This window comes from Knoellia sp. p5-6-4 (assembly GCF_029222705.1).
GTDB lineage: Bacteria > Actinomycetota > Actinomycetes > Actinomycetales > Dermatophilaceae > Pedococcus_A.
Genome location: NZ_JARGZF010000001.1, coordinates 1,613,655 through 1,637,324 on the forward strand (window position 1 = coordinate 1,613,655; position 23,670 = coordinate 1,637,324).

Sequence of the window (23,670 nt, forward strand, 5' to 3'; positions counted from 1 at the left end):
GCCATCAGCGTTCGAGCGTGAAGCCGACGTTGAGCGTGGAGTACATGTAGGCGCGCGACTTCACGCGCTCGTCAGCCGGAAGCACGTCGATCGTAAACGCGCCGTATGCCGCGCCACCGAGCGCACCGATGACCTCCATGCCGACGGCCATCGCGATGTAGCCCTCGCAGCCGGTGATGAACGGCCACAGCGCGAACATCGCCGCCTGACCCGTCGCGCTGACGGCCCACATCTTCTTCGGCCCGAAGCGGTCGACGAGCTTGCCCATCGGCAGGGCCGCAAGAACACGGCGATGCCGGCGATGGTGAGCCCCAGGCCGACCTGGGCGGCGGACAGCCCGACGATCTGGGTGAAGAACACCGCCGAGCCAGTCATGAAGGTGCCCTCGCCCAAGGCAGGAGTGGGCCGAGCGATACGGAAATACCCTGAAGAAGCCCCCGTTGTCTGACGAGGTGTGTCAGCAGTCTCCCTTGCCCGAGTGAGCGATCTCGGAGTCGATGTCCCGTCGACCACGTTGCGGCCATGAGTCCTTGTCGGTTCGCGCGCAGCGCGCTCCGGGCGCACCGCGCCCTACGCACAACGGCCCTACGAACCGTCTTCGAACGCAGACCGGCGACCGCGGTACCTGTGCCAGGTGACGATGACCCGCAGGTCACCCGTCGACACGAGGACGGCACCAGCCAGAGCGGCCATTCGCGTGAACAGGCGGGCTTCCCGAGCGGCCTGGCGTTGCTTTCCTCGTCGGCACGGAGGATGCTCCCTGTCGCCGGCAGTGGGGCCGCCAGATGGGAGATGCTCGATGACTTCGCGCCTGGTCGCGCTCTGTTTCGACGCGAACGACCCCCATCGCCTCGCGCGCTTCTGGGCTGGTGTGCTGGATCGGGAGATCGCCGACGGCCTGACGCTGCCGCCGGGTGATGCCACCGGGTTCAGTCTCCGGTTCCAGCCGACCCAGGAACAGAAGACCGGCCCGAACCAGATGCACCTCCACCTGACGAGCACCTCCCTCGACGACCAGCGGTCGACGGTGGCTCGGGTGCTCGAGCTCGGCGGCCGTCACCTCGACATCGGCCAGGATCCGGAGGATGGACACGTGGTGCTCGCGGACCCTGAGGGCAACGAGTTCTGCGTGATCGAGCCGGGAAACGAGTTCCTCGCCGGCTGCGGGTTCCTCGGAGAGCTGGCCTGCGACGGTTCGCAGGAGGTCGGGCACTTCTGGAGCGAGGCGCTGGGCTGGCCATTGGTCTGGGACCAGGACCAGGAGACCGCGATCCAGTCTCCTGGCGGCGGTACGAAGATCGCCTGGGGCGGTCCGCCGGTGGCGCCGAAGACCGGGAAGAACCGGCTGCACTTCGACCTCGCTCCGCCGGCCCACGGAGATCAGCAGGCCGAGGTCGACCGCCTCGTCTCGTTGGGGGCGAGACGAATCGACGTCGGCCAGGGCCTTGTCGGCCGGGTGGTGATGGCCGATCCCGATGGCAACGAGTTCTGCATGCTGACCCCTCGATGACACCCACGGCCGAACGCTGCGCACCCTGGCGGCCCCGGCCGGACCTGGGCGGGAACGCCCGCCGCCGGACCGGCTCTGGGTCCTAGGAGAGCTGGCCCATACGGGGCCCTCACGGGAGGGTGGTAGTCAACCGCCGACCGCTAGGCTTCCGCGACATGGCCGCTGCTCTGGCTGACCCACGACGGCCGAGCCGGAACGCCGGTCGATGCCTGGCGCAGGCGGTGGCCTTGCTGGTGCTGTTCGCGGTCGCGCGAGGCCTCGGGCTGCTGGGCCCACCGGTGGTGTCGGCCTCCGTCCTCACGCTGGGGATGATCCTGATCGCCTGGCGTGCCGGTGCCACGCTGGACGACCTCGGTCTGGGTCGCAACCACGTGCGTGCGGGACTGCGGTACGGGGGGGCCGCTGCCCTGGTCGTCCTGGTCGTTCTGGTCCTCGCCGCCTTGATCCCGGGGACGCGCTCCTTCCTCGCTGACCAACGGGCAGACATCGACGCAGGGCGGCTCGCCTACGAGGTCGGTGTGACGATCGTGCTGCTCACGGCAGTTCCCGAGGAGCTCGCCTTTCGGGGCGTCGTTCTCGGGTCGGCGCAGAGTCTGTGGGGCTCGTGGCGCGCCACCCTGGTCAGCTCCGCGCTGTTCGGTCTCTGGCACATCGAGCCCACCTTGGAGACCATGTCCGGCAACACGGCGGTCGGGGGAGCCTCCACGAGCCTCGGCGGGCAGGTGCTGGTGGTGCTCGGCGCGATCGCCGTGACCTTCGTCTCCGGTCTTGCGTTCTGTTGGCTCAGGCTGCGATCCCGCAGCCTCGTGGCGCCCTTCATCGCGCACGTCGCCACGAACGGACTGGCACTGGTGGTCGCCTGGGTCACGCTCCAACAGACACTGCTCGACAGGTGAGCGAGCAGACCGGCTGATGCCCTCGGCCCGGCGCCTACGGCACAGCGGCGACCGTCTGCTTGACCGCCTTGAGGTTCTCTTCGGTGAGCCCTGGGGGCCGCATCGCGGCATACCACCCGTCGACGTACTCGGTCGTGTACTTGTGCCCGTGCCCACCCGGGACGTCTGTGGCGAAGGGAAGGTCCGCAGTGACCTGCCAGAAGGTCACGAACGGCATCCAGACCATGCCCTCGAGCACGTCCTTGCCGGGAGCTTCGCTGATCCAGTCGGGCTCGTTGAGGAGCAGACGGGGGCTCCACCAGACGATCGGGTCGGACGCATGCATGAGGTACAGGACGCGGGTGCCGTCCCACCCCTGGCCCTCGGGCGGGATCGAGCGGCTGGCGTCGGACGTGAAGCGCACCGTCCGACCCGCCTTGTAGACCGGTTGGATCTCCGGACTACCGGGGTCGCGGTTGTCACTGAACTCACGGAACAGCGTGTTGAAGTTGGGTGGCCCGGCGAAGACGGTCCCAGCCGTGCGGTTGCGCAGGTCATACTCGCCGCTGAAGGCGGTCTCACCACCGAAGGAGCCCAGGCTCTCACCGGCGACGAACAGCCGAGGCCGCTGGTCCAGGGGCAGCTTCGACCAGCGGTCGTAGACGGCGTCGTAGAGTGCCCGGCCCGCCTCGCGGGCCTTTTTCTGGTCGACCAGGTAGGAGAGCCACGAGGGAAGGTACGAGTACTGGATGGCCACCGAGGCTGCGTCGCCGCTGCTGAGGTACTCGAAGGTGTCGACCAGCGCCGGGTCGACCCACCCGCTTCCGGTCGTCGTGACCACAAGCAGGTTCGCCCGCTGAAAACCACCAGCCCGCTCGAGGTCGTCGACCGCCAGGGCGGCCCGGGCCTCGCTGTCATCGGCTGAGGCCAGGCCCGCGTAGGCGCGCACCGGCTCCTTGGCCGGACGAGGCACGACTGCCTGAATGTCGTTGGCGGTAGGACCCTGGCCGGTGAACGCACGTCCCTCCCGTCCGAGGGACTCCCACTCCACCAGCGAGCCCGGTGCGCCTGAGCGAAGAGCACTGGTGGGTTGGGTGGTTCCCTCTTTGGTGGCCGTGTCTCGCACCGAGAACGCCTGGTCCATGGCGGTCACCAGGCCGTCGAGCAGGACGCCGGTCACAAGCAGCCACACGGTGGTGAACGCCAGGATCCAGCCGGTCGCAGCCGCCGCCCGCTTTCCGACCCAGCGTCCCAGCAGCGAGGCCAGCCAGCGGTACAGGCGCCGGACCGCCCGGCCGATGAGGAGGAACAGGAGGAAGAAGAGCACCGCGATGACGGGCGAGGCGATGACCAGGACGAGGTTGTAGTCCGTGACTCCCATGAGCGCGCGGATCTCGTGCTGCCAGTACTGCCCCAGGCCGAAGGACACACTCAACAGGACGGCGGCGGCGATGAGGAGGATGCGCCACGCCGAGCGCTTCGGGAGCCGGGCCTCCCGATCGGCGTAAGCCCGCCAGATCCAGGCCGCGAGGACTCCGAGCCCGTAGCCGATGGCCGCGCTGATGCCACAGACGATGCCCTGGATGAGACCCCCACGCGGGAGCAGTGACGGGGTGAACGACAGGGACGCGAAGACCACCGCCCCCCAGCACCCCGGCAGGGTGAAGTGGAGCAGCCGTCGCAGCCTTCCGGGACTTGGCGGGCTCTCCTGACCGATGGCCGCCGCCGGCATGGACCTGTCGGGCGCGGCATGGGGTGCGTCGGGTTCGACGGGGAGTGCGTCGGCACTGATCTGGCGCCCCGTGGCCGCCTCGGTTCGGGGAATGTCCGATGTCGACTCAACCACCGCAGTGCCCTTCGTCCGCACCTGGGACTCGTCTCGTCCTTCGTCCATGACACCCCCGCGGCGCGGCGCTGGCATCGTCCGGCCTGAGTGAGACGGCCCGGCGCCACGGGACCGGAACGGGAGCCGGAGCGGCCGGCCGCCCCCTGCGTCAGCGGGTCGGGGGAAGGCGGCGCGCGGCCCGCGACACCGCCCGGCCCAGCAGGGCGCCGGTCGCCACCCCGACCAGGACGTCACTGGGGTAGTGCACGCCGGTGTAGACGCGGGAGAAGGTCACGACCGACGCAGCCGCCCGCAGCGGCCACCTCAGAGCCGGGAGGACATCCCCGACCGCGATGGCGAAGGCGGCAGCGGACGCGGAGTGGCCGGAGGGAAACGACGTCGACGACGGCATACTCACCCATCGGTGCGGGGGCACACCCAGACCGACCCGGTCGGGGCGGTGGCGGGCACCGGCCATCTTCATCGGCTGGTTCACCACCAGAGACGTCGTCCCGACTGCCGCGAGGCCAGTGAGCGCGGCGCGTCGGCCAGGAGGTCCGCCGAGCAGCGCGAGGACGCCGGCCACGAGGAACCACGGCTTCGAGAAGTCGGCGAAGTCGGACAGCCTTCTCAGCGGCTGGTCGAACAGCGGCGTCTGCAGCTGCGCCACGGACTGGTACAGGGCCCGGTCGCAGCGGGCGAGGCGGTGCCGCAGCGACACCGCTCCCCTGTTCGACCAGACACCCGCGCCGACGTCACCAGGTGAGCTCGATCTCGAGTTCACTCTCCTCGTCTCCGACCTCGATCTCGAGCTTGAGGTTCACCTCGTCGGGCACGTGCACCGTGATGCGCATGCCACCGCGTTCGAACTCAACCTCGTTGTTGCTGGCGAGCGCGTCGGCGAGCACCCTCAGTCGGGCTGCGGCGTCCTCCCTGCTGAGCCGTTCGCTCTCGGCAATCTCGATCAGGTCCATTCCTGCCTCCTCTGTGTTGGCCCTGCGGGTGTCTGCTCTCGGCCGAGGGCGATCCGCGCGAGCTCGGCCACGCCGGCGAGCATCCCTTCGGGGACCATCGCCGACGGTGATGCGCCGGGGTGCCGGCGTGCGACGCGCACCCTCAGGACCCCGGGTCTGATGCGAAAGTGCAGCGGAGCGTCGAGGACCACCGTCTCGCCGTCGATGCCGGCGGGGAGGGGGTTGTCAGCCTGGACCTCGAAGGTCGGCGCAGACCACTCGCGCCACGGGCGTTGCGACGAGCGGTCCTCCGCCCCGCCGCCCGTGGGTGCGGCGACCACGGTGATCCCGAGCAGGCCGTCGTCGATGCGGGGCCGCGTGCCCGAGCCGACAGCGCGGCCGAGCCGGTAGCGGTTGTTGGAGACGAGCACCGCGGCGCCGCCACGGTGCTCGTGCCCGCCGGGACCACGCCACCGCATGTCCGGTTCATCACCGTCGGGGCCGAGGACGTCGGGCGCCGTGTCGAGCAGCGTACGGAGCTTGGCATCTCGGTAGCCGGCGCGCTGGACGGCCTCGGCGTAGAGGCCGAGCGAGACGTTGTTGACGAAGACACGCCCGTTGACCTCGGCGAGGTCGACTCGTCGTTCACCCCCGTCGACGAAGGCGTCGAGCGCGCCGACGACGTCGTCGCGGTCGACACCGAGGTCCAGCGCGAAATGGTTGCGCGTACCGGCGGGCACGCACGCGTACGGCAGCCCGTGCTCGGCGGCGATGGCGGCCACGACCGCCTGCGAGCCGTCCCCGCCAGCCATCGCCAGTCCGTCCGCACCGCGCTCGACCGCCTCCAGGACCAGAGCCTCGAGGTCGTCGTCCCTCTTCAGCTCGATGGGCTCGATCCCACGGTCCGCCGCCTCCTTGGCGAGCGCGAAGCGTTCGGCCTTCCCCCCGCCGGAGCGCGGGTTGAAGAAGAGCACCGGATGCCGCGGCGGCGGTGCACTCGGCAGGTCGACGTGGACGTGGAGGGCGGCACGCGCCGCGGCGACGCTCGCCACGACCCCGGCCAGGACCAGCAGGTCGACCAGGGGCGCCCCACGGGTCACGACCAGCACCACCGCGCCCCCGAGGGCGAGAGCCGCGACGACCAGTCCGGCCACCCGCGCGGCACCGCGCCGGACCACCCCGTACCAGGCCGAGACTCCGGCGAGCAGCACGAGGAGGGCCAGGACCAGGCCGCGGGGGAACTCGATCACCGCGACGACGAGGGCGAGCACGCCGGTGGCCGCGCCCAGCAGCAGTGCGAGGGCCGCCAGCCATCGCCGCCTCATGGGATCGAGTCCTCGAGGACGACGCCCCTCCCACGACGGCGCTTCTGCCGCTGCGAGAAGCCGCACGCTCTGGCTGACATCCTCGGACCGTAGAAGGCCGGCACGCGGAGGGGCATCACGCAGTGCGGATGATTCCGGGCCGCAGACAGCTCCACATGCACGCCGTTCCCCGCCCGGGCGGCATCCTGACTCCGCCTCGCTGTCGGGGGCAGCCACTAGTGTCGGCGGACATGGCCCCACACCATCTGAGCAAGGATGAGGCCCGGCGCATCGCGGTCCAGGCGCAGCTGCTCGACGCGCCGCGCCCCACTGACCTCGTCGAGGTCGTCGACCGCCTGACGGTGCTGCAGATCGACCCGACCGCGGCCATCGCCCCGAGCGCCGACCTCGTGCTCTGGAGCCGGCTCGGCTCGGCCTACGACCCGGCCGACCTGACCAGGGCCGTCGAGGTCGAGCGCACCCTCGTCGAGACCGTCGCCTACATCCGGTCGCCGCGCGACGTGCCGGCCGTCATCGCCGAGGTGCGCGACGCCGAGCCCTGGCCGTCCCTGGCTGCCTGGCTCGAGGCCAACGAGCCGTTCCGCCGCGACATCCTCGCCCTCCTGGAGAAGGAGGGCCCGCTGCTCTCCCGCGACATCCCCGACACGAGCGTCGTGCCCTGGCCGTCGTCGGGGTGGACCAACAACCGCAACGTCACCCGGATGCTCGAGGCGCTCGCCCTGCGCGGACACATCGCCATCGCGGGCCGCAGGGGGCGGCAGCGCTACTGGGACCTGCCCGAGCGGGTCTACCCGACCGACCTGCCCACGGTGGACCTCGAGGCTGCCGTGCGACACCGCAACGAGCGCCGGCTCGCCGCCCTAGGCATCGCCCGCTCCTCCGGACCGCAGCTCCCGGGCGAGACCCCCTACGTCGGCGACGCCGGCGAGGAGGCCGTCGTCGACGGCGTGCCGGGCACCTGGCGCGTCCACGCGGCATACCTCGGTATGCCGTTCAGCGGGCGCACCGCGCTCCTCTCACCTTTCGACCGGCTCATCCACGACCGGGTGCGCGCCGAGCAGCTGTTCGACTTCGAGTACTTCCTGGAGATGTACAAGCCCAAGGACAAGCGCCGGTGGGGCTACTTCGCCCTGCCGGTCCTGCACGGCGAACGGCTCGTGGGCAAGCTCGATGCGACCGCAGACCGCAAGGCCGGTGTGTTGGTCGTCAACGCGATCCACGAGGACGTCCGCTTCACCAAGGCCACGACCGCCGCCGTCCGCGAGGAGGTCGAGGACCTGGCTGCCTGGCTCGGCCTGTCGGTCACCATCGCCCAGGCATGAGAGAAGGCGCGACCAACTGCCCTGTTGCCCCTTCCCCACACCTGTGACGGTCGAGCTGGAGGCACGGTCTGGGAGGAGGACGGCGATGGCTCGCATCACGGGCGAGGTCATGATCGACGCGCCGGTCGAGGAGGTGTTCGACCTGGTCGCCGACGAGCGCAACGAGCCGAGGTACAACCCCCGCATCGTCCGCGCCGAGAAGGTCAGCGAGGGACCGGTGGGCCGGGGCGCCCGTTTCGTCGCCGAGCCCAAGGGCATGGGCAGCCGGGGCGAGATGACCCTCGAGATCCTCGACTACGACCGGCCGCACCGCCTCCACAACGTCATACGGTCTTCCTACCTGCAGGTCGACGGGACGCTGACCTTCGACGAGGTCGGCGGACGGACGAGGCTGCGGTGGGACTGGGACATGGACCTGGTCGGGGCTTCACGGATCCTGTCGCCGGTGCTGGCGCTGGTCGGCCCCCGGTGGGAGCGCCGGAACTGGGTCGACCTCAAGCACTACCTGGAGTCGCGAGCAGGCTGAGCCGGCTCAGGGGTTGCGCCCGAGGACGAACGCCTGGTCGTGCTCACCGTCGAACGAGTCGGGAACCCTGGCCCGCGCGCACCGCGCCACGACCGCGAGGCCCGCCGCCGCGAACGCGTCGGCCATCTCGTCGGCGGTCCGCAGGTGCAGCTGGCGTGCGTGGCCCTGGTCGTAGGCGTTGCTCAGCATCCGGCTGCCCACGCCGGCCTGGAAGCCGGTGAGGACGTGGCCGCCGGGCGCCAGGACCCGAGCAAGCTCGCTGAGCATCCCGACCAGCTCGTCGGGTGGGACGTGGATGAGGGAGTACCACGCGAGCACGCCGGCGAAGCTCTCGTCCGCGAAGGGAAGGCGGCCGGGGGTGACGACGTGGAAGTCCACGTCCGGGTGGTCCGCTCGGGCGATCGCGACCATTCCGTCAGACAGGTCGGCACCCGTGACGTCGAGGTCGAGCTCCTGCAGCGTCGGGACGAGTCGGCCTGTGCCACAACCGAAGTCAAGCATCGACCGCGAGGAGCCGGACGGGACGTGCTCCCCGAACGCCGTGATCATCGCCCGGTCGACGGGCTGCTCCGCACGAAGGTCGGGGATGCGCTCGCGGTAGGCCGGTGCCATGGCGTCGTAGGCGCTCCGCACGCTGTCCCAACCCGTCACGGGACCGACCCTAGCCGGAGGGTCGCTCAGGATCTCAGCGGTGCAGTCGCACTGCTGCGGTGGATCTGCTCCGCGAAGCGCCGCGCCAGCTCACGGGCGGCCTCGGCCGACCGGGGCTCGGCCACCTCGGCCGCCCGGCGCAGCTCGTCCGGGTCGATCCCGTCGTCGGCCAGGGCCGCGTCGTCCCATGAGTCCAGCCGCGAGGCAGCGGCCTCGGGGTGGAACTGCACGCCCCACGCAGCCGCGCCGACCCGGAAGGCCTGCACGCGGCATACCTCCGAGGTCGCCAGCAGCACGGCACCCCGAGGGAGATCGACGACCTGGTCGCGGTGGTTCTGGATGGCGGGGAACTCCGCGGGCAGGCCTCCGAAGAGCGGGTCGCTCACCGCGTCGGGTGTGAGGGCGACGCGGCACGAACCGCGTTCCGGCACACCGTGGTCGCGCACCACGCGGCCACCGGCGACGTGGGCGAGCAGCTGCGCACCGAGGCAGATTCCGAGCAGCGGTGTGCCGTGTGCCAGGGCCCATGCCGCGAGGGCGCGTTCGCGAGGGAGCCAAGGTGCGGTGGCGTCGTCGTCGGGCAGGTAGCCCCCGCCGAGCAGCACCAGCCCGTGGGCGCCGTCGAGGTCGTTCGCGTGCAGGTCATCCCCGTCGACCTCCGTGACGTCGAGGCCATCCTCGCCGAACCAGTCCGCGAGCCGGGCCAGGGGACTGCCGGGGCTGTTGCGGACGGCGACGACCCGCGGACGCAAGGCTCTCGCACGGGGGGCCGGCGGACGCGAGGCCGGCGGCGGGGGAAGGCTCACCGCACGGCCTCGCGCCGGCCCGGGATGGCTGCGACCAGGCGCTGGGTGTACTCCTCCCCCGGGTTGCCGAAGATCTCCTCGGGGTCGCCCTGCTCGACAACCCGGCCGTGCTGCATGACGTAGACCTCGTGGGCGACGAGCCGTACGACCGCCAGGTCGTGGCTGATGAAGAGGTAGGCGAGGTCGAGGTCGCGCTGCAGCTGCACCATGAGGTCGAGGATCTGCTCCTGCACCAGCACGTCGAGGGCGCTGACCGCCTCGTCCATGACGACCAGCTCGGGCTCGAGCGCCAGGGCCCGCGCGATGGCGACCCGCTGGCGTTGCCCACCGGAGAGCTCGTGCGGGTAGCGGTCGGCGAGGGTACCGGGCAGCGCTACCTTGTCGAGGAGCTCGGTCACCGTCGCCTGCCGGGACCGCGCGTCTCCGATCTGGTGCACCCGCAACGGTTCTGTGACGACCTCGGCCACGGTGTAGCGCGGGTCGAGCGAGGCGTAGGGGTTCTGGAAGACGGGCTGGACACTGCGCCGGAACTCCTTGAGCGCCGACCGCCGCAGCGTCGACAGGTCGGTGCCGCGGAAGGTGGCCGTGCCGGCGTCGCAGTCCTCGAGCTTGAGGGCGAGGCGGGCGGTCGTCGACTTCCCCGAGCCGGACTCGCCGACGATCGCCACGGTCTGGCCCTTGCGGACGTCGAGGTCGAGGCCGCCGACGGCGACGAGCGGCTCGCGGCGGCCGCGCAGCCGGTAGCGCCGCTCGACCCCGCGCAGGGAGAGCAGCACCTCGCGGCCGGCCGGGTCCTCGGCTGCGGTGGAGATCTTGGGCGTGGCCATGCTCGGCGCGGCCGCGAGGAGGCGCCTCGTGTACTCGTGCTGCGGCGCGTCGATGACCTCAGCCGACGGCCCGTGCTCGACCACCTCACCCCGGTACATGACGACGACCCGGTCGGCCCGCTCTGCGGCGAGCGCGAGGTCGTGGGTGATGAGCATGACGGCGGCGCCGAGCTCGTCGGCCAGCTCCTCCATCTGGTCGAGCACCAGGCGCTGCACCGTCACGTCGAGCGCCGAGGTGGGCTCGTCGGCGATGAGCAGCTCCGGCCGGCAGGCCAGCGCCATCGCGATGAGCACCCGCTGCCGCATGCCCCCGGAGAACTCGTGCGGGTACTGGTCGAAGCGCGAGGACGCGTCGGTGATTCCAGCCTTCTCGAGCAGCGCCACCCCCTGCTCGCGAGCCTGCGTGCCCGACGCCCGGCCGTGCACCTCGAGGGCCTCCACGATCTGGGCCCCGACCTTCATCACCGGATTGAGGTTGGTCATCGGGTCCTGCGGCACCGTGCCGATCCGGTTGCCGCGGATCGCGGTCATGGCCCTCTCGCCGAGACCGGTCAGCTCGGCGCCGTCGAGGCGGATGCTGCCCTCGCTGATCCGTCCGTTCGCGGCGAGGAGCCGGTTGATCGAGGCGGCCAGCGTCGACTTGCCCGAACCGGACTCGCCCACGACGGCGACCGTCTCGCCGCGGCCGATGTCGAGGCTGACGTCGCGCACGGCGGCCACGGGCCCGTGCGGGGTCTCGAAGGTGACCGTGAGGTTGCGGACCGCCAGCAGCGGGCCGTCCTGCAGGTCCTCGGTCGGCGTGACCGCGGTGGTCGTGGTCATGGTGCTCCCGTCTCCAGGCGTGGCCGGTCGGTCGTGCGAGCGGGCAGTGCGCGGCCACCGGCCTCGAAGGCGCTGGCGACGCCGGCGAGGGCCGTGGCCGCGATCTCGTCGGTAGAGACCAGCGAGGCCAGGGGCGTGAGTGGACGCTCGGGGGTGCCGGTCGTGCCGTGCAGCCGGGTGGCGGCGACGGCCACGGCAAGCTCACGGTCGAGCGCGACGGCGAGGAACGTGCCCGTGAACCCGCCGTGCACGGCGAGCGGCACGGCCTCTCCGGCCACCGCCACGCTGGCCAACCGGAATCCCAGCGCACGGTCGGGCGCGATGGCCAAGGGACGGGTGAACGCGGCGACCACCTCGGGCGGGACCACAGCCGGGTCGGCCAGCGACCGACCGAGCCGGAGCAGCTCGGGCACCGTGGCGAAGAGGCCCGCGTGCCCGGCGACACCATCGAGGGCGTGGGCGGCGTTGCCGTCGTTGACCTCCCCCACTGGCCGCCGGGTGCGCCAGCCGTCGAAGTCGCCGACCCGGGCCTCGACGGGGTAGGGGTCGCCCTGCGCGACCATGTGGTGCTCGACCACGTCGCTGTCGCCGGACGCCGCGGCCTCCTCGGCCGGGACGGGCCCGTAGCCGGTGCGGCGCAGGCCCAGTGGCCGGGCGACCAGCTCGTCGAACGCCTCGTCCTGCCGCCGACCGGTGACGCCCTCGATCACCGCTCCGAGGGTGATCATCCCGAGGTCGGAGTAGGCCCAGTGCGTGCCGGGCTCGCAGAGCAGAGACGTGGCGGCCGCCAGGGCCAACGCCTCGTCGCGCACCGTGGTGCGGCAGTAGAGCGGCAGCCACGCGGGCAGGCCGGAGGTGTGCTCGAGCAGGTGCCGCACACGCACCTGCGCGTGGTCGCCACCGACCTCCGGCAGGTATGCCGTGACCGACGCCTCGAGGTCGAGGGTCCCGTCCGCGACGAGGCGCATCGCGAGCGCCGTCGTCGAGGCGACCTTGGTGACCGAGGCTAGGTCGAGGCGGGTGTCCGCCGTCATCGGGCGGGCCGCTTCGCCCGGACCTGCCATCACGGCATACCCACCTGCCGCCACCGACACCTCCGCGCCGGCCAGCACGCCCACCACCGCGCCGGCTGGGTGCGTGCCCGGATCACCGAGCCGCAGGAGGGCCTCGACGAGGGGGTCGAGGTCGAGGGTCACGGCGTCCCGTCCTCGAGGGTGAGGCGGGTGGGTGCGGTGCCTCCGGCCACCGGCAGTGCGCCACCGTCGGGGCCGGGAGTGACCGTGCCGAGCACGCGCGCCTCCCGCGCCCCCGTGCAGGTCGGGACGTTGCCCGGTATGCCGTGCAGGGTGGCCCAGCCGATGAGGGCGAACGCGATGGCCTCCTTGGCGTCGGGGTCGAGCCCGAGCTCCACGGTCGTGGCGAAGCGCACCTCGGGGGCGGCCTTGGCGAGCGCCCGCATCAGCGTGGGGTTGCGGGCGCCCCCGCCCGAGACGAAGACCCGGTCGACGCCCGCGGCGACCAGCGCGTCGGCGACGGTGCGGGCGGTGAGTTCTACCAGCGTCGCCACGAGGTCGGGCAGTGACGCCGTGCCGCCCCACGTGGCGAGGGCCTCGTCGACGTAGCGCGCGTGGAACAGCTCCTTGCCGGTGCTCTTGGGTGCGGGGTCGCGGTAGTAGGGATCGGCGCGCAGGACCTCGAGCAGGTCGGGCAGCACCCGCCCCGCGGCGCTCACCTCCCCGTCCCGGTCGAACGCCAGCGGAGTGGAGGGGTCGGCCGCCAGGACGGCGTCCACCAGCGCGTTCGCCGGGCCGATGTCCCAGGCCACCGGGTCGGCGCCGGGGGCGCACACCGTGACGTTGGAGATGCCGCCGAGGTTGAGCGCGGCCGCGGTGACGCCGTCAGCCCGCAGCGGCTCCAGGACGAGGGTGTCGAGCAACGGCACCAGCGGGGCGCCCTGGCCGCCCGCGACGATGTCGGCGATGCGCACGTCGCTCACGACGGGCAGCCGCGTCCGCTCGGCGACCCAGGCCGGCTGGCCGAGCTGGAGCGTCCCGAGGGCACTGCCCTCCTCGACCCAGTGGTAGACGGTCTGCCCGTGCGAGCAGACCGCGTCGACCGGGCCACCGCCGGCAGCCGCGTGGGTCGCCAGCGCCCGATGGGCTGCCTCACCGAAAGCCCTGCCGATGAGCGTGTCGAGCCGGGTCACCTCGGCCAGGCTCGTGTCGGCCGGCGGCAAAGCTGCCACGAGCAGGGCCCGCAGGTCGTCGTCGTAGGGCACGGAGTCGACCAGCTCGACGCGCCCCACCAGCTCGTCGCCGCGGCGCGAGAAGTCGCAGACGGCGACGTCGATGCCGTCGTGCGACGTCCCGGAGATCATCCCCAGCAACCGCATCAGCGCGACCCCCGCGAGCGCGGGTCGAGGGCAGACCGCAGGCTGTCGCCCAACAGGTTGAGCCCGACGACGAAGACGACCAGGGCCGCACCCGGGAACGCGAGCATCCACGGCGCGACCGTGGAGAGGGTCTGCGCGTCGTAGACCATGCCCCCGAGCGAGGCCGCCGGAGGAGGCGTGCCGAAGCCGAGGAAGCTCAGAGAGGCCTCGGTGAGGATGGCCCACGACAGCGACAGCGTGGTCTGGACCACGAGGATGCCGCGCATGTTGGGGACCACGTGGGCGAACAGCGTCGACATCCGCGACCGTCCGATGGCCGTCGAGGCGGTCACGTAGTCGACCGTGCGCAGGGTGAGCACCGGTCCGCGGGCCACTCGCGCGAAGATCGGCATGTAGACCGTGGCGATCGCCAGGCTGACCGTCACCCAGCTGCGCTCCAGGGTCGCGGCCAGGGCCAGGGCGAGCAGCAGCGACGGGAACGCGAACAGCACGTTGGTGACCACTCCGACGACGCGGTCGAGCAGACCCCCGAAGTAGCCGGCCAGCACGCCGAGGAGCACGCCGACGAGTCCGGCGACGCCGACGGAGACGACCGCGATGCGCAGCGAGTTCGCCAGCCCGGCGGCCACGCGGGAGAAGACGTCGCGGCCGAACTGGTCGGTGCCGAACCAGTGCGCGCCCGACGGGCCCTGCAGCGCCACCGTGACGTCCTGACGCGCCGGGTCGTAGGGCGTCAGCCCGAGCAGACCGGCCAGTGCGAGGAGCACCACCAGCACGGTGAGCACGACGCCCACCACCGCGGACGGCTGGCGCAGCGCGGTGAGGAGCTGTGAGCGGCGGGAGGTCCGGACCACCCGGGCCGGGACCGTCGTCGTGGCGCTCACTCCGCGCGCACCTTCGGGTCGACGACCCGGTAGAGCAGGTCGGTCGCCAGGTTGACCAGCACGAACATCACCGCGATGACGAGGACGGTGCTCTGCACCACGGCATACTCCTTCTGGTTCAGGCCGAGCAGGACCTGCCGGCCGATGCCCGGGATGGAGAAGATCTGCTCGATCACGAGCGTCCCCCCGAGCAGGAAGCCGAACTGCAGCCCGCCGATCGTGACGATCGGGATGAGCGCGTTGCGCAGCACGTGGCGCCACTGCAGCCGCCGGGACGGCACGCCCTTGGCCCGGGCGGTGCGGATGTAGTCCTCGTCGCGGATCGCCAGCACCGACGCCCGTGCCGTCTGGAACACGGGTGAGGCGATGCTCACGCCGAGGACGAGCGCCGGCAGCAGCATCTGCTGGAGGTTGAGCGCCGGGTTCTCGGCGAGGGTGGCGAACTCCTCGCCGTTGGGGTTCCAGCCGAAGGCGTTGGCCAGCCAGGTCGAGACCACCGTGGCGACGAGGAAGGTCGGCAGCGACAGGGCCAGCAGGCTGGCGAGCTGCGTGCCACTGTCGCGTGTGGCGCCCGGGCGGCTGGCCGCGAGGAGGCCGCCCGGGACGCCGAGCGCCAGGCCGATGACGATCGACAGCACGGCGAGCTCGACCGTGGTCGGCAGCGCCGAGGCCGTCATGTCGAGCACGCTCTGCCGCGACGTGGTGGACACCCCGAGGTTGCCGCTCAGCACCCCGCCCAGCCAGTTGACGTACTGCCCCACCAGGGGCTGGTCGAGCCCGTAGTAGGCGCGCAGGTCGGCCAGCTGCTCCGGGCTGAGCGCGCCGGCCTCGATGCCGTAGCTCGCCGTGATCTGGTCGCCGGGCAGAACCCTGAGCAGCACGAAGGTCAGCACGGAGACACCCACGAGCGTGAGCAGCGCCTCGAGGAGGCGCCGCAGCACGGGGTGGCGGGTCAGGGCGGAGAGCAGCGACATGGCGTGGTGAACGTCCTCGTCAGGCGGCGGACTTCGTGGCCTTCCACAGGGTGCTCAGGTCGCCGTTGGTGCGCGGCTCGAAGCCCTTCACCGCGGTGTTGGCGGCGACGTAGAGGTTGCCCGTGTAGGTCCACACCCAGGCGGCGTTGTCCTCCAGCTCCTGCGAGACCTTGGCGTAGACGGCCTTGCGCTCGTTGGTGTCGGTCGTCGCCTTGCCCTCGGCGAAGAGCTTGTCGAGCGTCGCCGACCGGTAGCCGGCCACCTTGTTGAACGAGCCGGTCGAGGTGAAGTAGCGGGCGTACATCGTGTTGGGGTCGGTGCTGCCGCCGTTGAGCGCGATCGCGGTGTCGAAGTCACCGGCGAGCCAGCGCTGCACGTAGGCGTTGGAGTCGAGCGTCTCGAGCTTGACCTCGATGCCGACCTCCTTCAGCTGCGCCTGGATGTTCTGCGCCTCGTTGACGGCGGTGGAGTACAGCCCCTGGGAGGTGATCATGTTGATCGACAGGCCCCCGGACTTGCCTGCCTTGCCGAGGTGCTCGCGGGCCTGGGCCAGGTCGCGCTGCGGGCACGGCCTGCTGTCGGGGTCGGAGCGGTATGCCGGCGACGTCACCGGGCCGGTGACCTTGCCGGCGCCGAGGGCGGCGGTGTCGAGCACCTGCTTGCGGTCGATCGCGCAGGAGATGGCCAGGCGCACGTTGACGTCCTTCAGCGCCGGCGCGTCGGCCCGCAGCTGCAGGACGTGGTAGCTGAGCTGGTCGACCGTGGAGACCTTGACGTTGTCGGCGGTGGCAGTCTTGGCGGTGACCGAGTTGTCGAAGACCGCCATGTCGACCGCCCCCGAGCGCAGGGCCGAGACCATGGCCTTCTCGTCGGCGATGACGCGGAACTGCACGCCGGCCAGACCCGGCTTGCCCTGGTAGTAGTCCGGGTTGGCCTTCAGCGTGATCGACTGGTTGGGGGTGCGGCTCTCGAACAGGTAGGGCCCGGAGCCGACCGGCTTGGTGGTGAGGCTGTCGACCGGCACGTCGGAGGGGACGATCGAGGTGTTGACGTTGGACAGGGCCGAGACGAACGAGGCGTCGGGCGCCTTGAGGGTGACGACCACCGTCTGCGGGTCTGGGGCCTCGATGCCCTTGACCGAGGCGAAGTAGGACGCCGAGGTCGCCTTCGTGGCCGGGTCCATGATCGTGTCGAAGGTGTACTTGACGTCCTCGGAGTCCAGCGCGGAGCCGTTGCCGAACTTCAGGTCCTTCTTCAGCGTGAAGGTGTAGGTCAGGCCGTCGTCGGAGATCTTCGGCAGGTCGGCCAGACCCGCCACCGGCTGGAGGCTGGCGTCGGTGTTCAGCAGGGTGCTGTAGATCTGGCCGAGCACCTGGACCGACTGCGTCGAGGTCGACAGCCATGGGACGGTCTGGGTCGGGTCGGCGCTGATGCCGAACACCAGGGGGCCGTCGGCCTTGCCGCCTGAGGCGCCGCTGCTGCCACCCGAGCAGCCGGCCAGGGCGAGGGAGGTGACGACGGCCGCTCCGAGGACGACCGTCCGCACCGGCATGGCAGGGCGGAACTTCTGCATGGGCTCTCCTTGGGCTGGGCGTCGGCTCCGGGCACGTCCCTGCCGATCGCACGGGGGTTTCGCGGCCCAATATGGCACTTTGTTCCGCAGTTGGGTACCTGTGCGTGAAGTTGTTTCACATCGTTATCCGAGCCCTGACCAGCGGCTCGCGGGTACGGTGACGGCCGTGAGCGACGCCCAGACCCAGACCGGCACATCGGCCGCCTGCCAGCCCACCATCGGAGGCCTGGCCCCCTGCGACAACTGCGGGGCGCCGATGCGCTGGGAGACCTCGCACCAGCGGTGCGACTCCTGTGGCCACATCGTCCCGTGCTGCGAAGGTGCCCCGCTGGGCTGAGGCAGGGGGTCGATCTCCCTGCGGGGGCTTCCGCCACAGGCCTGCCGCGGTGAGAGCGGAAACCGCGCGAACGGGCACCGCTCTGCAGTGGGGGAACTATTCTCCAGACATGATGGAGCCGGGTCCGGCAGAGGCCCTCAGCCGAGTCCTGGACGCGGCTGAGAACGCCTCACCCCTCGACGCAGTGGAGGCGGTCACCCGAGCCCTGGCTGCCACGCTCCATGCGGGTGCGGCCTTCTTCCTCATCGAGGACCTCTCCGGGCGTGGCCTCATCCGGCTGTCCCATGCAATGGATGGCGACGCCGAGACCGTCTTCGTCGCCCGGCAGGGCGAGGAGAGTGCCACGACGCGCTTCGATGGCGCCGAGCAGGCCGTGGTGCTGCCCTTCGACGGTGGCCCCGCAGAGGTTGCCGTCCGCTCCCAGACGGTCCCGGTGGTGCCTTGCCCCACCAGCCATGGCGATGGTGGGGGCGCCTCGGTTCGACGGTGGACGGTGCTCGCACCGGTCACCGAGCGGGGCGAGGTCCTCGGACTGCTCGAGCTGACCCTTCCCGCCGAGCCGACGGCCGCCACCCTCACCGACATCAGCCGGATCGGGCACGTGCTCGCCTTTGTGATCATCGCGAACGGCCGGCACACCGACCTGTTCGAGTGGGGCCAGCGCACCACCAACTTCACCCTCCCTGCCGAGATCCAGCGGCGGCTGTTGCCGCCCGCCTTCACGTGCGAGGCCGGCGCCTTCACCCTCTCGGCCTGGCTCGAGCCGGCGGCATCCGTAGGCGGGGACTCCTTCGACTACTCCCTCGCGCGCGATGTGCTCCACCTGTCCCTCACCGATGCCATGGGGCACGGGGTGGCCAGCGCGCTCAACGCCACCCTGTGCGTCGGCAGCCTGCGCAATGCGCGCCGCTCCGGTGCGTCGCTGCTCGAGCAGGCGACACTGGCGAACGCGCGCATCCACCAACACGCCGGTGAAACCGGCTCCGAGGGCTTTGCCACCGGCCTGCTCGGTCGGCTCGACCTGCGGACCGGCACGCTGGCCCTGGTCAATGCCGGGCACGTCTTCCCCTACCTGTGCCGGGCCGGCTCCGTCAGCAAGGTCCCGCTTCCGGCGGACCTCCCCCTGGGGATGTTCCCCGACACGGACTATCGCAGCACCGACGTGGTGCTCGAGCCGGGCGACCGTCTTGTCCTGGTGACCGACGGGATGTTGGAACGCAACGCCGCCAACCTCGACCTGCGTGCCGGGATCACCGGCACCAGGAGCCTGCACCCCCGAGAGGCAACTCGCGCCCTGGCCCGCGGAGTCCTGGACGTGGCAGGGCCGGCCCTGACCGACGACGCAACCCTGATGGTGATCGACTGGCACGGCGGTCACGGGCGGGAACGCCACACCTCCGGGGGCTCCGAGCCGCACACCGCCAGTGCTCCCGTACCGTCGAGCCATGACTGAGCCAGCGGACGAGACGAGGGTCGACCACCGGGCTGAACTGCTGCCGGAGGAGCAGGCGGCCGGCAGCGCAGACCCCGAGGCGCAGGCCGAGGCGATCCTCGCCGAGTCGGCGGAGCGCACCGAGCACCCGGACGAGACCCGGCGCGCGTCGACCCAGACGCCCGACGAGGAGGACACCGCCCCGGCGACTCCGGCCGACCCCGCGACCGGTCGGCCGACTGACGCCGGCACTGGCACCACCCCCGACTGACGAGCAGCCGGACCTCGGCACGACGTCGCTATCCGGCGCAGCAGGAGCAGTCGGACACCAGCCGGTCGAGCAGCTCACCGAGCCCGTGCCGGGCCCGGCCGGGCATGCGCGCCGAGGTCAGCACGGCAGGCTCCCGCACGGCGAGCACCCGGTGGCCCCCGGCCCGCAGGCTCCGGACCAGGCCGTGGTCCTCCCCGTGGGCCACTGCCGGGAAGCCGCCGACCGCGGCATACGCGTCCATGCGCACCGCGAGGTTCGCGCCGTAGACGTGGCGGTGCCCCACCGCCGCCATCCCGTCCCGCACGATCTGCCCGTAGGCCGCGGCCGCGGCCGGGTGCGCCCGCCAGCCCTCGAGGTCGACCAGGCCCGCGACGCAGTGCGCCTCGGCTGCCCTGGCGTGGGTGAGCAGGGCGGACACCCAGTGCGTCGGGACGACCGAGTCGGCGTCGGTGCTGAACACCCAGGCCTTCGGCGACGACGCCAGCCCGAGGACGGCGCCGGCCGCCGAGACCAGCCGCCGGCGCACCTCGCCGACCGTGCCGGAGTCGGCGTCGGTGTGCCGGTAGACCTCGAGGTCGGGCATTGCCGCGAGCGCGTGCTCGACCAGGGCTGCCGTCTGGTCGGTGCTGCGGTGCACGGCGACGGCGAGGGCAGCCCGCTGGACGCCTGCGGAGCGGCGGGCATGACGCAGCGCGTCGGCGACGCTGTCGAGGCACCGGGACACCCGGTGCTCCTCGTCCCGGGCGGGGACCGCCACCAGCACGTCGGTCATGGCTGGCTGCCGAGAAACAGCGCGTCGCCGTCGGTGCCCTGCTGGCGCACGTAGAGGTCGAGGTCGTCGACCGCGCGAGTGAGGGGCCCGTCGAACGCCAGCCCGGCCGGGCCCGCGACCGCCCTGGCATGCTCGAGCAGACGTCGCACGGCCGCCCCGACCACTGACCGGGCCTCGGTGGCCAGCACCTGCGGCGACGTCACCTCGCCTCCCGCCAGCCGGGCCGCGGCAGCCTCGACCGCGCCGGCAGCGGTGACGAGCTCGGTGCGCAGGTGCCCGAGCCGCAGCTGCACGGCGGGCGAGACGGGGCCGGCTCCCACGTGCCGGCGCACCAGGTCGACGACCCGGGCCGCCCCGCCGACCCATACGGCGGCGACTCCCACCCCGCCGGGGAAGAACCCCCGCCGGCCGAGGTAGAACCCTGCCCCACCGAGCTGGCGCGCCTCCCGGTCGGGCACGTCGTGGGCGAGCTGGACGGTGTGCGAGTGCGACAACCGCATCGCCGAGGCCTGCCAGGCGGTCTCGTCGACCGGCCAGGCGTCCACGGCGACGTCGAGCAGCACACTCGTCTCGTCGTCCAGCCAGACCGGCACGAGCGCCCGGTCGAGCACCCCTGCGCCGGAGGCGAAGCGCAGGGTCCCCTCCAGGTGCCAGCCCTCGTCGGTGCGGCTGGCCCTGATCCCCGTGCCGCGGGAGCGGGAGGCCCACACCCCGTAGAGGCAACCGTCCAGCGGGCGGGTGCCGGCCTCGTCGTGGACCCGCAGCGCGTCGACGTGTCCCTCGGTGAGCCGCGAAAGCGGGATGTCGGTGCGCCCCAGGGCCTCGAGCGCCGTCACCAGACCCGGCCACGACAGCGAGGTCCAGTCGTGCTGGGCGGCCAGGTGGCGCACTGCCGCGGCGATCGCCTCCGGCCGGTCGGCGTCGCGGTCGTGACCCGGCGGGAGCTCGAGCGGTTCGGGCAGCGGCACCAGCGCGGTCAGCCCGCTCACGGCCGCACCCAGGACGCCGCGACGAAGTCGGGGTCGTGGTGCCGGCTGTGGCGCCGCCACCCCGCCTGCTGCAGGAGCATGTCGGCCTCCTCGGTCGCGTCAGCCCCCGAGAGCTGGGCGTCCTCGGGGTGGTGCCGCCAGTGCACCACCACGACCTCCGCCTCCGCCCGGGCGGCAGCCGCCACGGCCTCGAGCGCCTGTGAGCGGGCCTGCGCCGGCAGGTAGTACAGCACCTCGGCGAGCACGACGAGGTCCGGGAGGGTGGTCAGTGGGGGAATCGCGGGGAGGGCGCTGACCAGTGAGGTCGCGTTCGGGCAGGCCTGCAGGAGCCCTGCCGTGAGGGCCACCGCCGTGGGGGAGGCGTCGCTGGCGGTGACGTGCCCGCAGCGGCGCGCCAGGGCCAGGGCCAGGGCACCGGTCCCGCAGGCGGCGTCCCAGGCGTGGTCGTACCGCTCGTGGGCCAGGAGCGCCAGCAACACCGCCTCCTTGCGCCGCTCGTACCAGCTGTCCCGGACGTGCCAGGGGTCCGGGTCGGCGCCATACAGCGCCTCGAAGTCCGGCGGTCGCACCATCAGCCGACCACCAGCTGGGCGTGGTGGTGCTCGAGCAGCAGCGGTGGCACGACCGGGCCCAGGCCCGGCCGCAGCGGCTCGCGCTGCGAGACGTAGGCCGCGAGCGCGCGCAGGCGCGCCTGCTCGGCCTCGGCGCCCGTCGGCACGACCGACCAACGGTGGCCGGAGGCGGCCACGGCCTCCGGTGTCATCCAGTAGGCCATCCAGACCGGGTACTCGAGCAGCGTCGCCCCCCGGGCGCGCGCGGCGAGGGCCGCTGCGCGGCCGGCTGCCTCGTGGTCGGGGTGGGGGTCATGGCGCCACGGCGCGAGCACGACGTCACCGGGGCCCAGCTGGTCGGCGATCGCGGCGGCCATGGCGTCGGTGTGCGAGGCGACGGCGCCGTCCGGGCAGAGCCGGTGCGCACCCGCGTGGACCCCGAGGTCGGCGAGGGCCGTGTGCCACTCCTGCAGCCTCCGGTCGGCCAGCCCCGGCTCCTCGATCCCGAGGTCGTCGAGGCACGCCTCCCCCGCCGTGAGGGTGATCGCGAGCACCGGGCCGCGAGTGCGGGCCCACTGCGCGACCAGGCGACCGGCCCCGACCGCCTCGTCATCAGGGTGGGCCCCGACGACCACGAGCCGGGTGCTGCTCGGAGGCACCAGGTCGTCGATCGGACGCCTGGGGGCGGCGGCGACGGCGCCGTGCCACACCTCGACGGGCAGCCCGGCAGGCGTCACCGTCACGGTCATGGGGCGAGCCTAGGCACGGTGACGACGGGGCGCTCGACGTCGCTGTTGTCGACCACCATGTCGGCCCGTTCCCACGGTGCCCGCTCGGCGAGGTAGCGGCGCTGCGCCTGCACGTAACGGGCCATCGAGGGGTGTTCCGGGTCGGCGTGGCTGCCGTCCCGCACGGCCATCCGTGCCGCAGTCACCTCGAAGGGCACGTCGAGGTAGACCGTGAAGTCCCACAGGCCCTCGAGCTCACGGCGGTGCAGGAAGAGCCCGTCGACGACCAGCGCCGCACCCGCGGGCGCCCGCAGCAACGGCCCGTCGAGCACCTCGTCGGTGGCGAGGTCGTGACCACGGGGCCGGTAGCACCCGGAGCCTCCCGGCCCCAGCGGCCGAAGCACCTCGTCCACGAAGCGCGGGTAGTCGAACGAGTCCAGCCAGAACCCCTCGGGGGAGGTCCGCCCGAGGCGGTGGCGCACCTCTCGGACGTGGTGGAAGTCGTCGAGAGAGACCTGCACGACGTCGCGCCCGCCTTCGCGCAGGGTCTCGGCCAGCTCGGCGGCGAAGACCGTCTTGCCGGACCCGTCGGGGCCGTCCACCCCGACCCGGGTGCACGACGTGCCCGGCCCGTCGGGCACCCGGGCGGCCACGTGCGCGAGCAGGTCGCGCCGCTGGGCGCTGCCGGGACGGCCCGGACTCACCCGGGGACGATCCAGCGCAGCAGCGTCACAGCGCCGACGACGGCACAGACCACGAAGAGGATGGCGAGCACGACCGTGATGACGACGGCGGCGTCGACACCGCCCCCGGTCTGCACGGGCGCGCTCGGCACGGCGCCTGCTGCCGCGCGGTCGGCGCCCGCGCGGCGGCGCAGCGCCTCGACCCGCGGGTTACCGGGGTTGTCGCGGACGGTGCGCGGCAGGCTGCGCCACATCTGGTCGAAGTGGTCGGCGTGCCGTTCCCGCCACGCCTCGACCGCCTCGTCGACGTCCTTGCCGCGCCGGCCGGTACCGAACCAGGCCGCCCCGGCGGCAGGCATGTCACCCATGGCGTAGTGCACCTCACCGAGCAGCTCGAGGGCCTCGGGGTCGAGGTTGTCGGCGAGGTGCCCGGCAAGGCGGTCACGCGCCTTCCAGGCGCGCCCGGCGGCAAGGTCCGCCCGGGCGCGCTCGACCGCGCCACTGTGGTGCTCGAGGTCGGAGCTGGTCGTGTCGCGCTCGGCCGGGGACGGGGTCTGCTGGCTGTCGTCGCTCACAGCCGTGAGTATGCCGCGTGCGCGCCCTCGCGGCCGCTCATCCCCCTCGGGTGATGCCCCGCCAGCG

At 72.3% G+C, this 23,670-nt stretch carries 26 protein-coding genes; 7 read left to right on the forward strand and 19 right to left on the reverse strand.

Features of this window, described 5'->3' with window-relative positions; translation table 11 throughout:
- Positions 1–4: 4 nt before the first annotated feature.
- Complete coding sequence (locus P2F65_RS07835; RefSeq protein ID WP_275805771.1) at positions 5–268, reverse strand: hypothetical protein; 264 nt, start codon at positions 266–268, stop codon at positions 5–7.
- A gap of 531 nt (positions 269–799) precedes the next feature.
- Here P2F65_RS07835 and P2F65_RS07840 point away from each other — a divergent pair.
- Together P2F65_RS07840 and P2F65_RS07845 are read left to right on the forward strand one after the other, a co-directional pair.
- Complete coding sequence (locus P2F65_RS07840; RefSeq protein ID WP_275805773.1) at positions 800–1,510, forward strand: VOC family protein; 711 nt, start codon at positions 800–802, stop codon at positions 1,508–1,510.
- A gap of 155 nt (positions 1,511–1,665) precedes the next feature.
- Positions 1,666–2,406 (forward strand): CPBP family intramembrane glutamic endopeptidase, encoded by a 741-nt coding sequence (locus P2F65_RS07845; RefSeq protein WP_275805775.1) that lies wholly within the window; start codon positions 1,666–1,668, stop codon positions 2,404–2,406.
- A 34-nt stretch (positions 2,407–2,440) separates the two neighbouring features.
- Here P2F65_RS07845 and P2F65_RS07850 read toward each other — a convergent pair whose 3' ends face one another.
- From P2F65_RS07850 to P2F65_RS07865, 4 genes are all read right to left on the reverse strand, one after another.
- Entirely contained in the window at positions 2,441–4,024 is a 1,584-nt protein-coding gene (locus P2F65_RS07850; protein WP_275805777.1) for an alpha/beta-hydrolase family protein, read from the reverse strand.
- Between the two features lie 355 nt (positions 4,025–4,379).
- The gene (locus P2F65_RS07855; protein WP_275805779.1) at positions 4,380–4,931 is read right to left on the reverse strand and encodes a phosphatase PAP2 family protein; all 552 of its coding nucleotides are present in this window, start codon (positions 4,929–4,931) and stop codon (positions 4,380–4,382) included.
- Between the two features lie 34 nt (positions 4,932–4,965).
- On the reverse strand, positions 4,966–5,184 hold the full coding sequence (locus tag P2F65_RS07860; protein WP_275805781.1) for an amphi-Trp domain-containing protein: 219 nt from the start codon (positions 5,182–5,184) through the stop codon (positions 4,966–4,968).
- Positions 5,175–6,488, reverse strand: coding sequence for a diacylglycerol kinase family protein (locus P2F65_RS07865; RefSeq protein ID WP_275805783.1), 1,314 nt, complete (start codon positions 6,486–6,488; stop codon positions 5,175–5,177). Before P2F65_RS07865 ends, P2F65_RS07860 begins: the two co-directional genes overlap by 10 nt.
- A gap of 230 nt (positions 6,489–6,718) precedes the next feature.
- Between P2F65_RS07865 and P2F65_RS07870 the strand changes: the two genes are divergently transcribed.
- Both P2F65_RS07870 and P2F65_RS07875 read left to right on the forward strand, forming a co-directional pair.
- Positions 6,719–7,810 carry a crosslink repair DNA glycosylase YcaQ family protein gene (locus P2F65_RS07870; RefSeq protein WP_275805785.1) on the forward strand — a complete coding sequence of 364 codons (1,092 nt, stop codon included), beginning with the start codon at positions 6,719–6,721 and terminating at the stop codon, positions 7,808–7,810.
- Positions 7,811–7,895: 85 nt separating this feature from the next.
- Complete coding sequence (locus tag P2F65_RS07875) at positions 7,896–8,336, forward strand: SRPBCC family protein (RefSeq protein ID WP_275805787.1); 441 nt, start codon at positions 7,896–7,898, stop codon at positions 8,334–8,336.
- 6 nt (positions 8,337–8,342) lie between these two features.
- Here the strand turns inward: P2F65_RS07875 and P2F65_RS07880 are convergent, their stop codons facing one another.
- Genes P2F65_RS07880 through P2F65_RS07915 form a run of 8 tightly spaced genes read right to left on the reverse strand, consistent with a single transcriptional unit; the run spans position 8,343 to position 17,265 of the window.
- The gene (locus P2F65_RS07880) at positions 8,343–8,987 is read right to left on the reverse strand and encodes a class I SAM-dependent methyltransferase (RefSeq protein WP_275805788.1); all 645 of its coding nucleotides are present in this window, start codon (positions 8,985–8,987) and stop codon (positions 8,343–8,345) included.
- 26 nt (positions 8,988–9,013) lie between these two features.
- Positions 9,014–9,739 carry a type 1 glutamine amidotransferase gene (locus tag P2F65_RS07885; protein WP_275805790.1) on the reverse strand — a complete coding sequence of 242 codons (726 nt, stop codon included), beginning with the start codon at positions 9,737–9,739 and terminating at the stop codon, positions 9,014–9,016.
- Positions 9,740–9,789: 50 nt separating this feature from the next.
- On the reverse strand, positions 9,790–11,442 hold the full coding sequence (locus P2F65_RS07890; protein WP_275805792.1) for an ABC transporter ATP-binding protein: 1,653 nt from the start codon (positions 11,440–11,442) through the stop codon (positions 9,790–9,792).
- Entirely contained in the window at positions 11,439–12,638 is a 1,200-nt protein-coding gene (locus P2F65_RS07895; protein ID WP_275805794.1) for a serine hydrolase domain-containing protein, read from the reverse strand. Before P2F65_RS07895 ends, P2F65_RS07890 begins: the two co-directional genes overlap by 4 nt.
- Positions 12,635–13,834 carry an anhydro-N-acetylmuramic acid kinase gene (locus tag P2F65_RS07900; protein WP_275805796.1) on the reverse strand — a complete coding sequence of 400 codons (1,200 nt, stop codon included), beginning with the start codon at positions 13,832–13,834 and terminating at the stop codon, positions 12,635–12,637. The genes P2F65_RS07895 and P2F65_RS07900 overlap by 4 nt, the downstream gene beginning before the upstream one ends.
- Positions 13,834–14,718 (reverse strand): ABC transporter permease, encoded by an 885-nt coding sequence (locus tag P2F65_RS07905; RefSeq protein WP_275805798.1) that lies wholly within the window; start codon positions 14,716–14,718, stop codon positions 13,834–13,836. The genes P2F65_RS07900 and P2F65_RS07905 overlap by 1 nt, the downstream gene beginning before the upstream one ends.
- Positions 14,715–15,692 carry an ABC transporter permease gene (locus P2F65_RS07910; protein ID WP_275805800.1) on the reverse strand — a complete coding sequence of 326 codons (978 nt, stop codon included), beginning with the start codon at positions 15,690–15,692 and terminating at the stop codon, positions 14,715–14,717. The genes P2F65_RS07905 and P2F65_RS07910 overlap by 4 nt, the downstream gene beginning before the upstream one ends.
- Before the next feature lie 19 nt (positions 15,693–15,711).
- Positions 15,712–17,265, reverse strand: coding sequence for an ABC transporter substrate-binding protein (locus P2F65_RS07915; protein WP_275805802.1), 1,554 nt, complete (start codon positions 17,263–17,265; stop codon positions 15,712–15,714).
- Between the two features lie 166 nt (positions 17,266–17,431).
- Here P2F65_RS07915 and P2F65_RS07920 point away from each other — a divergent pair, with 166 nt between their 5' ends.
- The 3 genes from P2F65_RS07920 (at position 17,432) to P2F65_RS07930 (ending at position 19,305) form a co-directional block, all read left to right on the forward strand.
- Positions 17,432–17,602 carry a hypothetical protein gene (locus P2F65_RS07920; RefSeq protein ID WP_275805804.1) on the forward strand — a complete coding sequence of 57 codons (171 nt, stop codon included), beginning with the start codon at positions 17,432–17,434 and terminating at the stop codon, positions 17,600–17,602.
- 109 nt (positions 17,603–17,711) lie between these two features.
- Entirely contained in the window at positions 17,712–19,055 is a 1,344-nt protein-coding gene (locus P2F65_RS07925; protein WP_275805806.1) for a PP2C family protein-serine/threonine phosphatase, read from the forward strand.
- Positions 19,048–19,305: a hypothetical protein gene (locus tag P2F65_RS07930; protein WP_275805808.1), complete on the forward strand. Its 258-nt coding sequence runs from the start codon at positions 19,048–19,050 to the stop codon at positions 19,303–19,305. Before P2F65_RS07925 ends, P2F65_RS07930 begins: the two co-directional genes overlap by 8 nt.
- A 28-nt stretch (positions 19,306–19,333) precedes the next feature.
- Here P2F65_RS07930 and P2F65_RS07935 read toward each other — a convergent pair whose 3' ends face one another.
- Genes P2F65_RS07935 through P2F65_RS07960 form a run of 6 tightly spaced genes read right to left on the reverse strand, consistent with a single transcriptional unit; the run spans position 19,334 to position 23,603 of the window.
- Positions 19,334–20,077, reverse strand: coding sequence for a glycosyltransferase (locus P2F65_RS07935; protein WP_275805810.1), 744 nt, complete (start codon positions 20,075–20,077; stop codon positions 19,334–19,336).
- On the reverse strand, positions 20,074–21,066 hold the full coding sequence (locus P2F65_RS07940) for an acyl-CoA dehydrogenase family protein (RefSeq protein ID WP_275805812.1): 993 nt from the start codon (positions 21,064–21,066) through the stop codon (positions 20,074–20,076). The genes P2F65_RS07935 and P2F65_RS07940 overlap by 4 nt, the downstream gene beginning before the upstream one ends.
- On the reverse strand, positions 21,063–21,638 hold the full coding sequence (locus P2F65_RS07945; protein WP_275805814.1) for a class I SAM-dependent methyltransferase: 576 nt from the start codon (positions 21,636–21,638) through the stop codon (positions 21,063–21,065). Before P2F65_RS07945 ends, P2F65_RS07940 begins: the two co-directional genes overlap by 4 nt.
- A complete protein-coding gene (locus tag P2F65_RS07950; protein WP_275805816.1) occupies positions 21,638–22,366 on the reverse strand; it encodes a PIG-L family deacetylase in 729 nt (242 codons plus the stop codon). Before P2F65_RS07950 ends, P2F65_RS07945 begins: the two co-directional genes overlap by 1 nt.
- Positions 22,363–23,049 (reverse strand): uridine kinase, encoded by a 687-nt coding sequence (locus P2F65_RS07955; RefSeq protein WP_275805818.1) that lies wholly within the window; start codon positions 23,047–23,049, stop codon positions 22,363–22,365. The genes P2F65_RS07950 and P2F65_RS07955 overlap by 4 nt, the downstream gene beginning before the upstream one ends.
- Positions 23,046–23,603: a DUF6584 family protein gene (locus P2F65_RS07960; RefSeq protein WP_275805820.1), complete on the reverse strand. Its 558-nt coding sequence runs from the start codon at positions 23,601–23,603 to the stop codon at positions 23,046–23,048. The genes P2F65_RS07955 and P2F65_RS07960 overlap by 4 nt, the downstream gene beginning before the upstream one ends.
- Between the last annotated feature and the right edge of the window lie 67 nt (positions 23,604–23,670).

What these genes read in the sequence shown, in the direction of transcription:
- P2F65_RS07835 (WP_275805771.1), bottom strand. Translation starts at nt 268, where the DNA reads ATGGGCAAGCTCGTCGACCGCTTCGGGCCGAAGAAGATGTGGGCCGTC.
- P2F65_RS07840 (WP_275805773.1), top strand. Translation starts at nt 800, where the DNA reads ATGACTTCGCGCCTGGTCGCGCTCTGTTTCGACGCGAACGACCCCCAT.
- P2F65_RS07845 (WP_275805775.1), top strand. Translation starts at nt 1,666, where the DNA reads ATGGCCGCTGCTCTGGCTGACCCACGACGGCCGAGCCGGAACGCCGGT.
- P2F65_RS07860 (WP_275805781.1), bottom strand. Translation starts at nt 5,184, where the DNA reads ATGGACCTGATCGAGATTGCCGAGAGCGAACGGCTCAGCAGGGAGGAC.
- P2F65_RS07865 (WP_275805783.1), bottom strand. Translation starts at nt 6,488, where the DNA reads ATGAGGCGGCGATGGCTGGCGGCCCTCGCACTGCTGCTGGGCGCGGCC.
- P2F65_RS07870 (WP_275805785.1), top strand. Translation starts at nt 6,719, where the DNA reads ATGGCCCCACACCATCTGAGCAAGGATGAGGCCCGGCGCATCGCGGTC.
- P2F65_RS07875 (WP_275805787.1), top strand. Translation starts at nt 7,896, where the DNA reads ATGGCTCGCATCACGGGCGAGGTCATGATCGACGCGCCGGTCGAGGAG.
- P2F65_RS07890 (WP_275805792.1), bottom strand. Translation starts at nt 11,442, where the DNA reads ATGACCACGACCACCGCGGTCACGCCGACCGAGGACCTGCAGGACGGC.
- P2F65_RS07900 (WP_275805796.1), bottom strand. Translation starts at nt 13,834, where the DNA reads ATGCGGTTGCTGGGGATGATCTCCGGGACGTCGCACGACGGCATCGAC.
- P2F65_RS07910 (WP_275805800.1), bottom strand. Translation starts at nt 15,692, where the DNA reads ATGTCGCTGCTCTCCGCCCTGACCCGCCACCCCGTGCTGCGGCGCCTC.
- P2F65_RS07915 (WP_275805802.1), bottom strand. Translation starts at nt 17,265, where the DNA reads ATGCAGAAGTTCCGCCCTGCCATGCCGGTGCGGACGGTCGTCCTCGGA.
- P2F65_RS07925 (WP_275805806.1), top strand. Translation starts at nt 17,712, where the DNA reads ATGATGGAGCCGGGTCCGGCAGAGGCCCTCAGCCGAGTCCTGGACGCG.
- P2F65_RS07930 (WP_275805808.1), top strand. Translation starts at nt 19,048, where the DNA reads ATGACTGAGCCAGCGGACGAGACGAGGGTCGACCACCGGGCTGAACTG.
- P2F65_RS07935 (WP_275805810.1), bottom strand. Translation starts at nt 20,077, where the DNA reads ATGACCGACGTGCTGGTGGCGGTCCCCGCCCGGGACGAGGAGCACCGG.
- P2F65_RS07945 (WP_275805814.1), bottom strand. Translation starts at nt 21,638, where the DNA reads ATGGTGCGACCGCCGGACTTCGAGGCGCTGTATGGCGCCGACCCGGAC.
- P2F65_RS07950 (WP_275805816.1), bottom strand. Translation starts at nt 22,366, where the DNA reads ATGACCGTGACGGTGACGCCTGCCGGGCTGCCCGTCGAGGTGTGGCAC.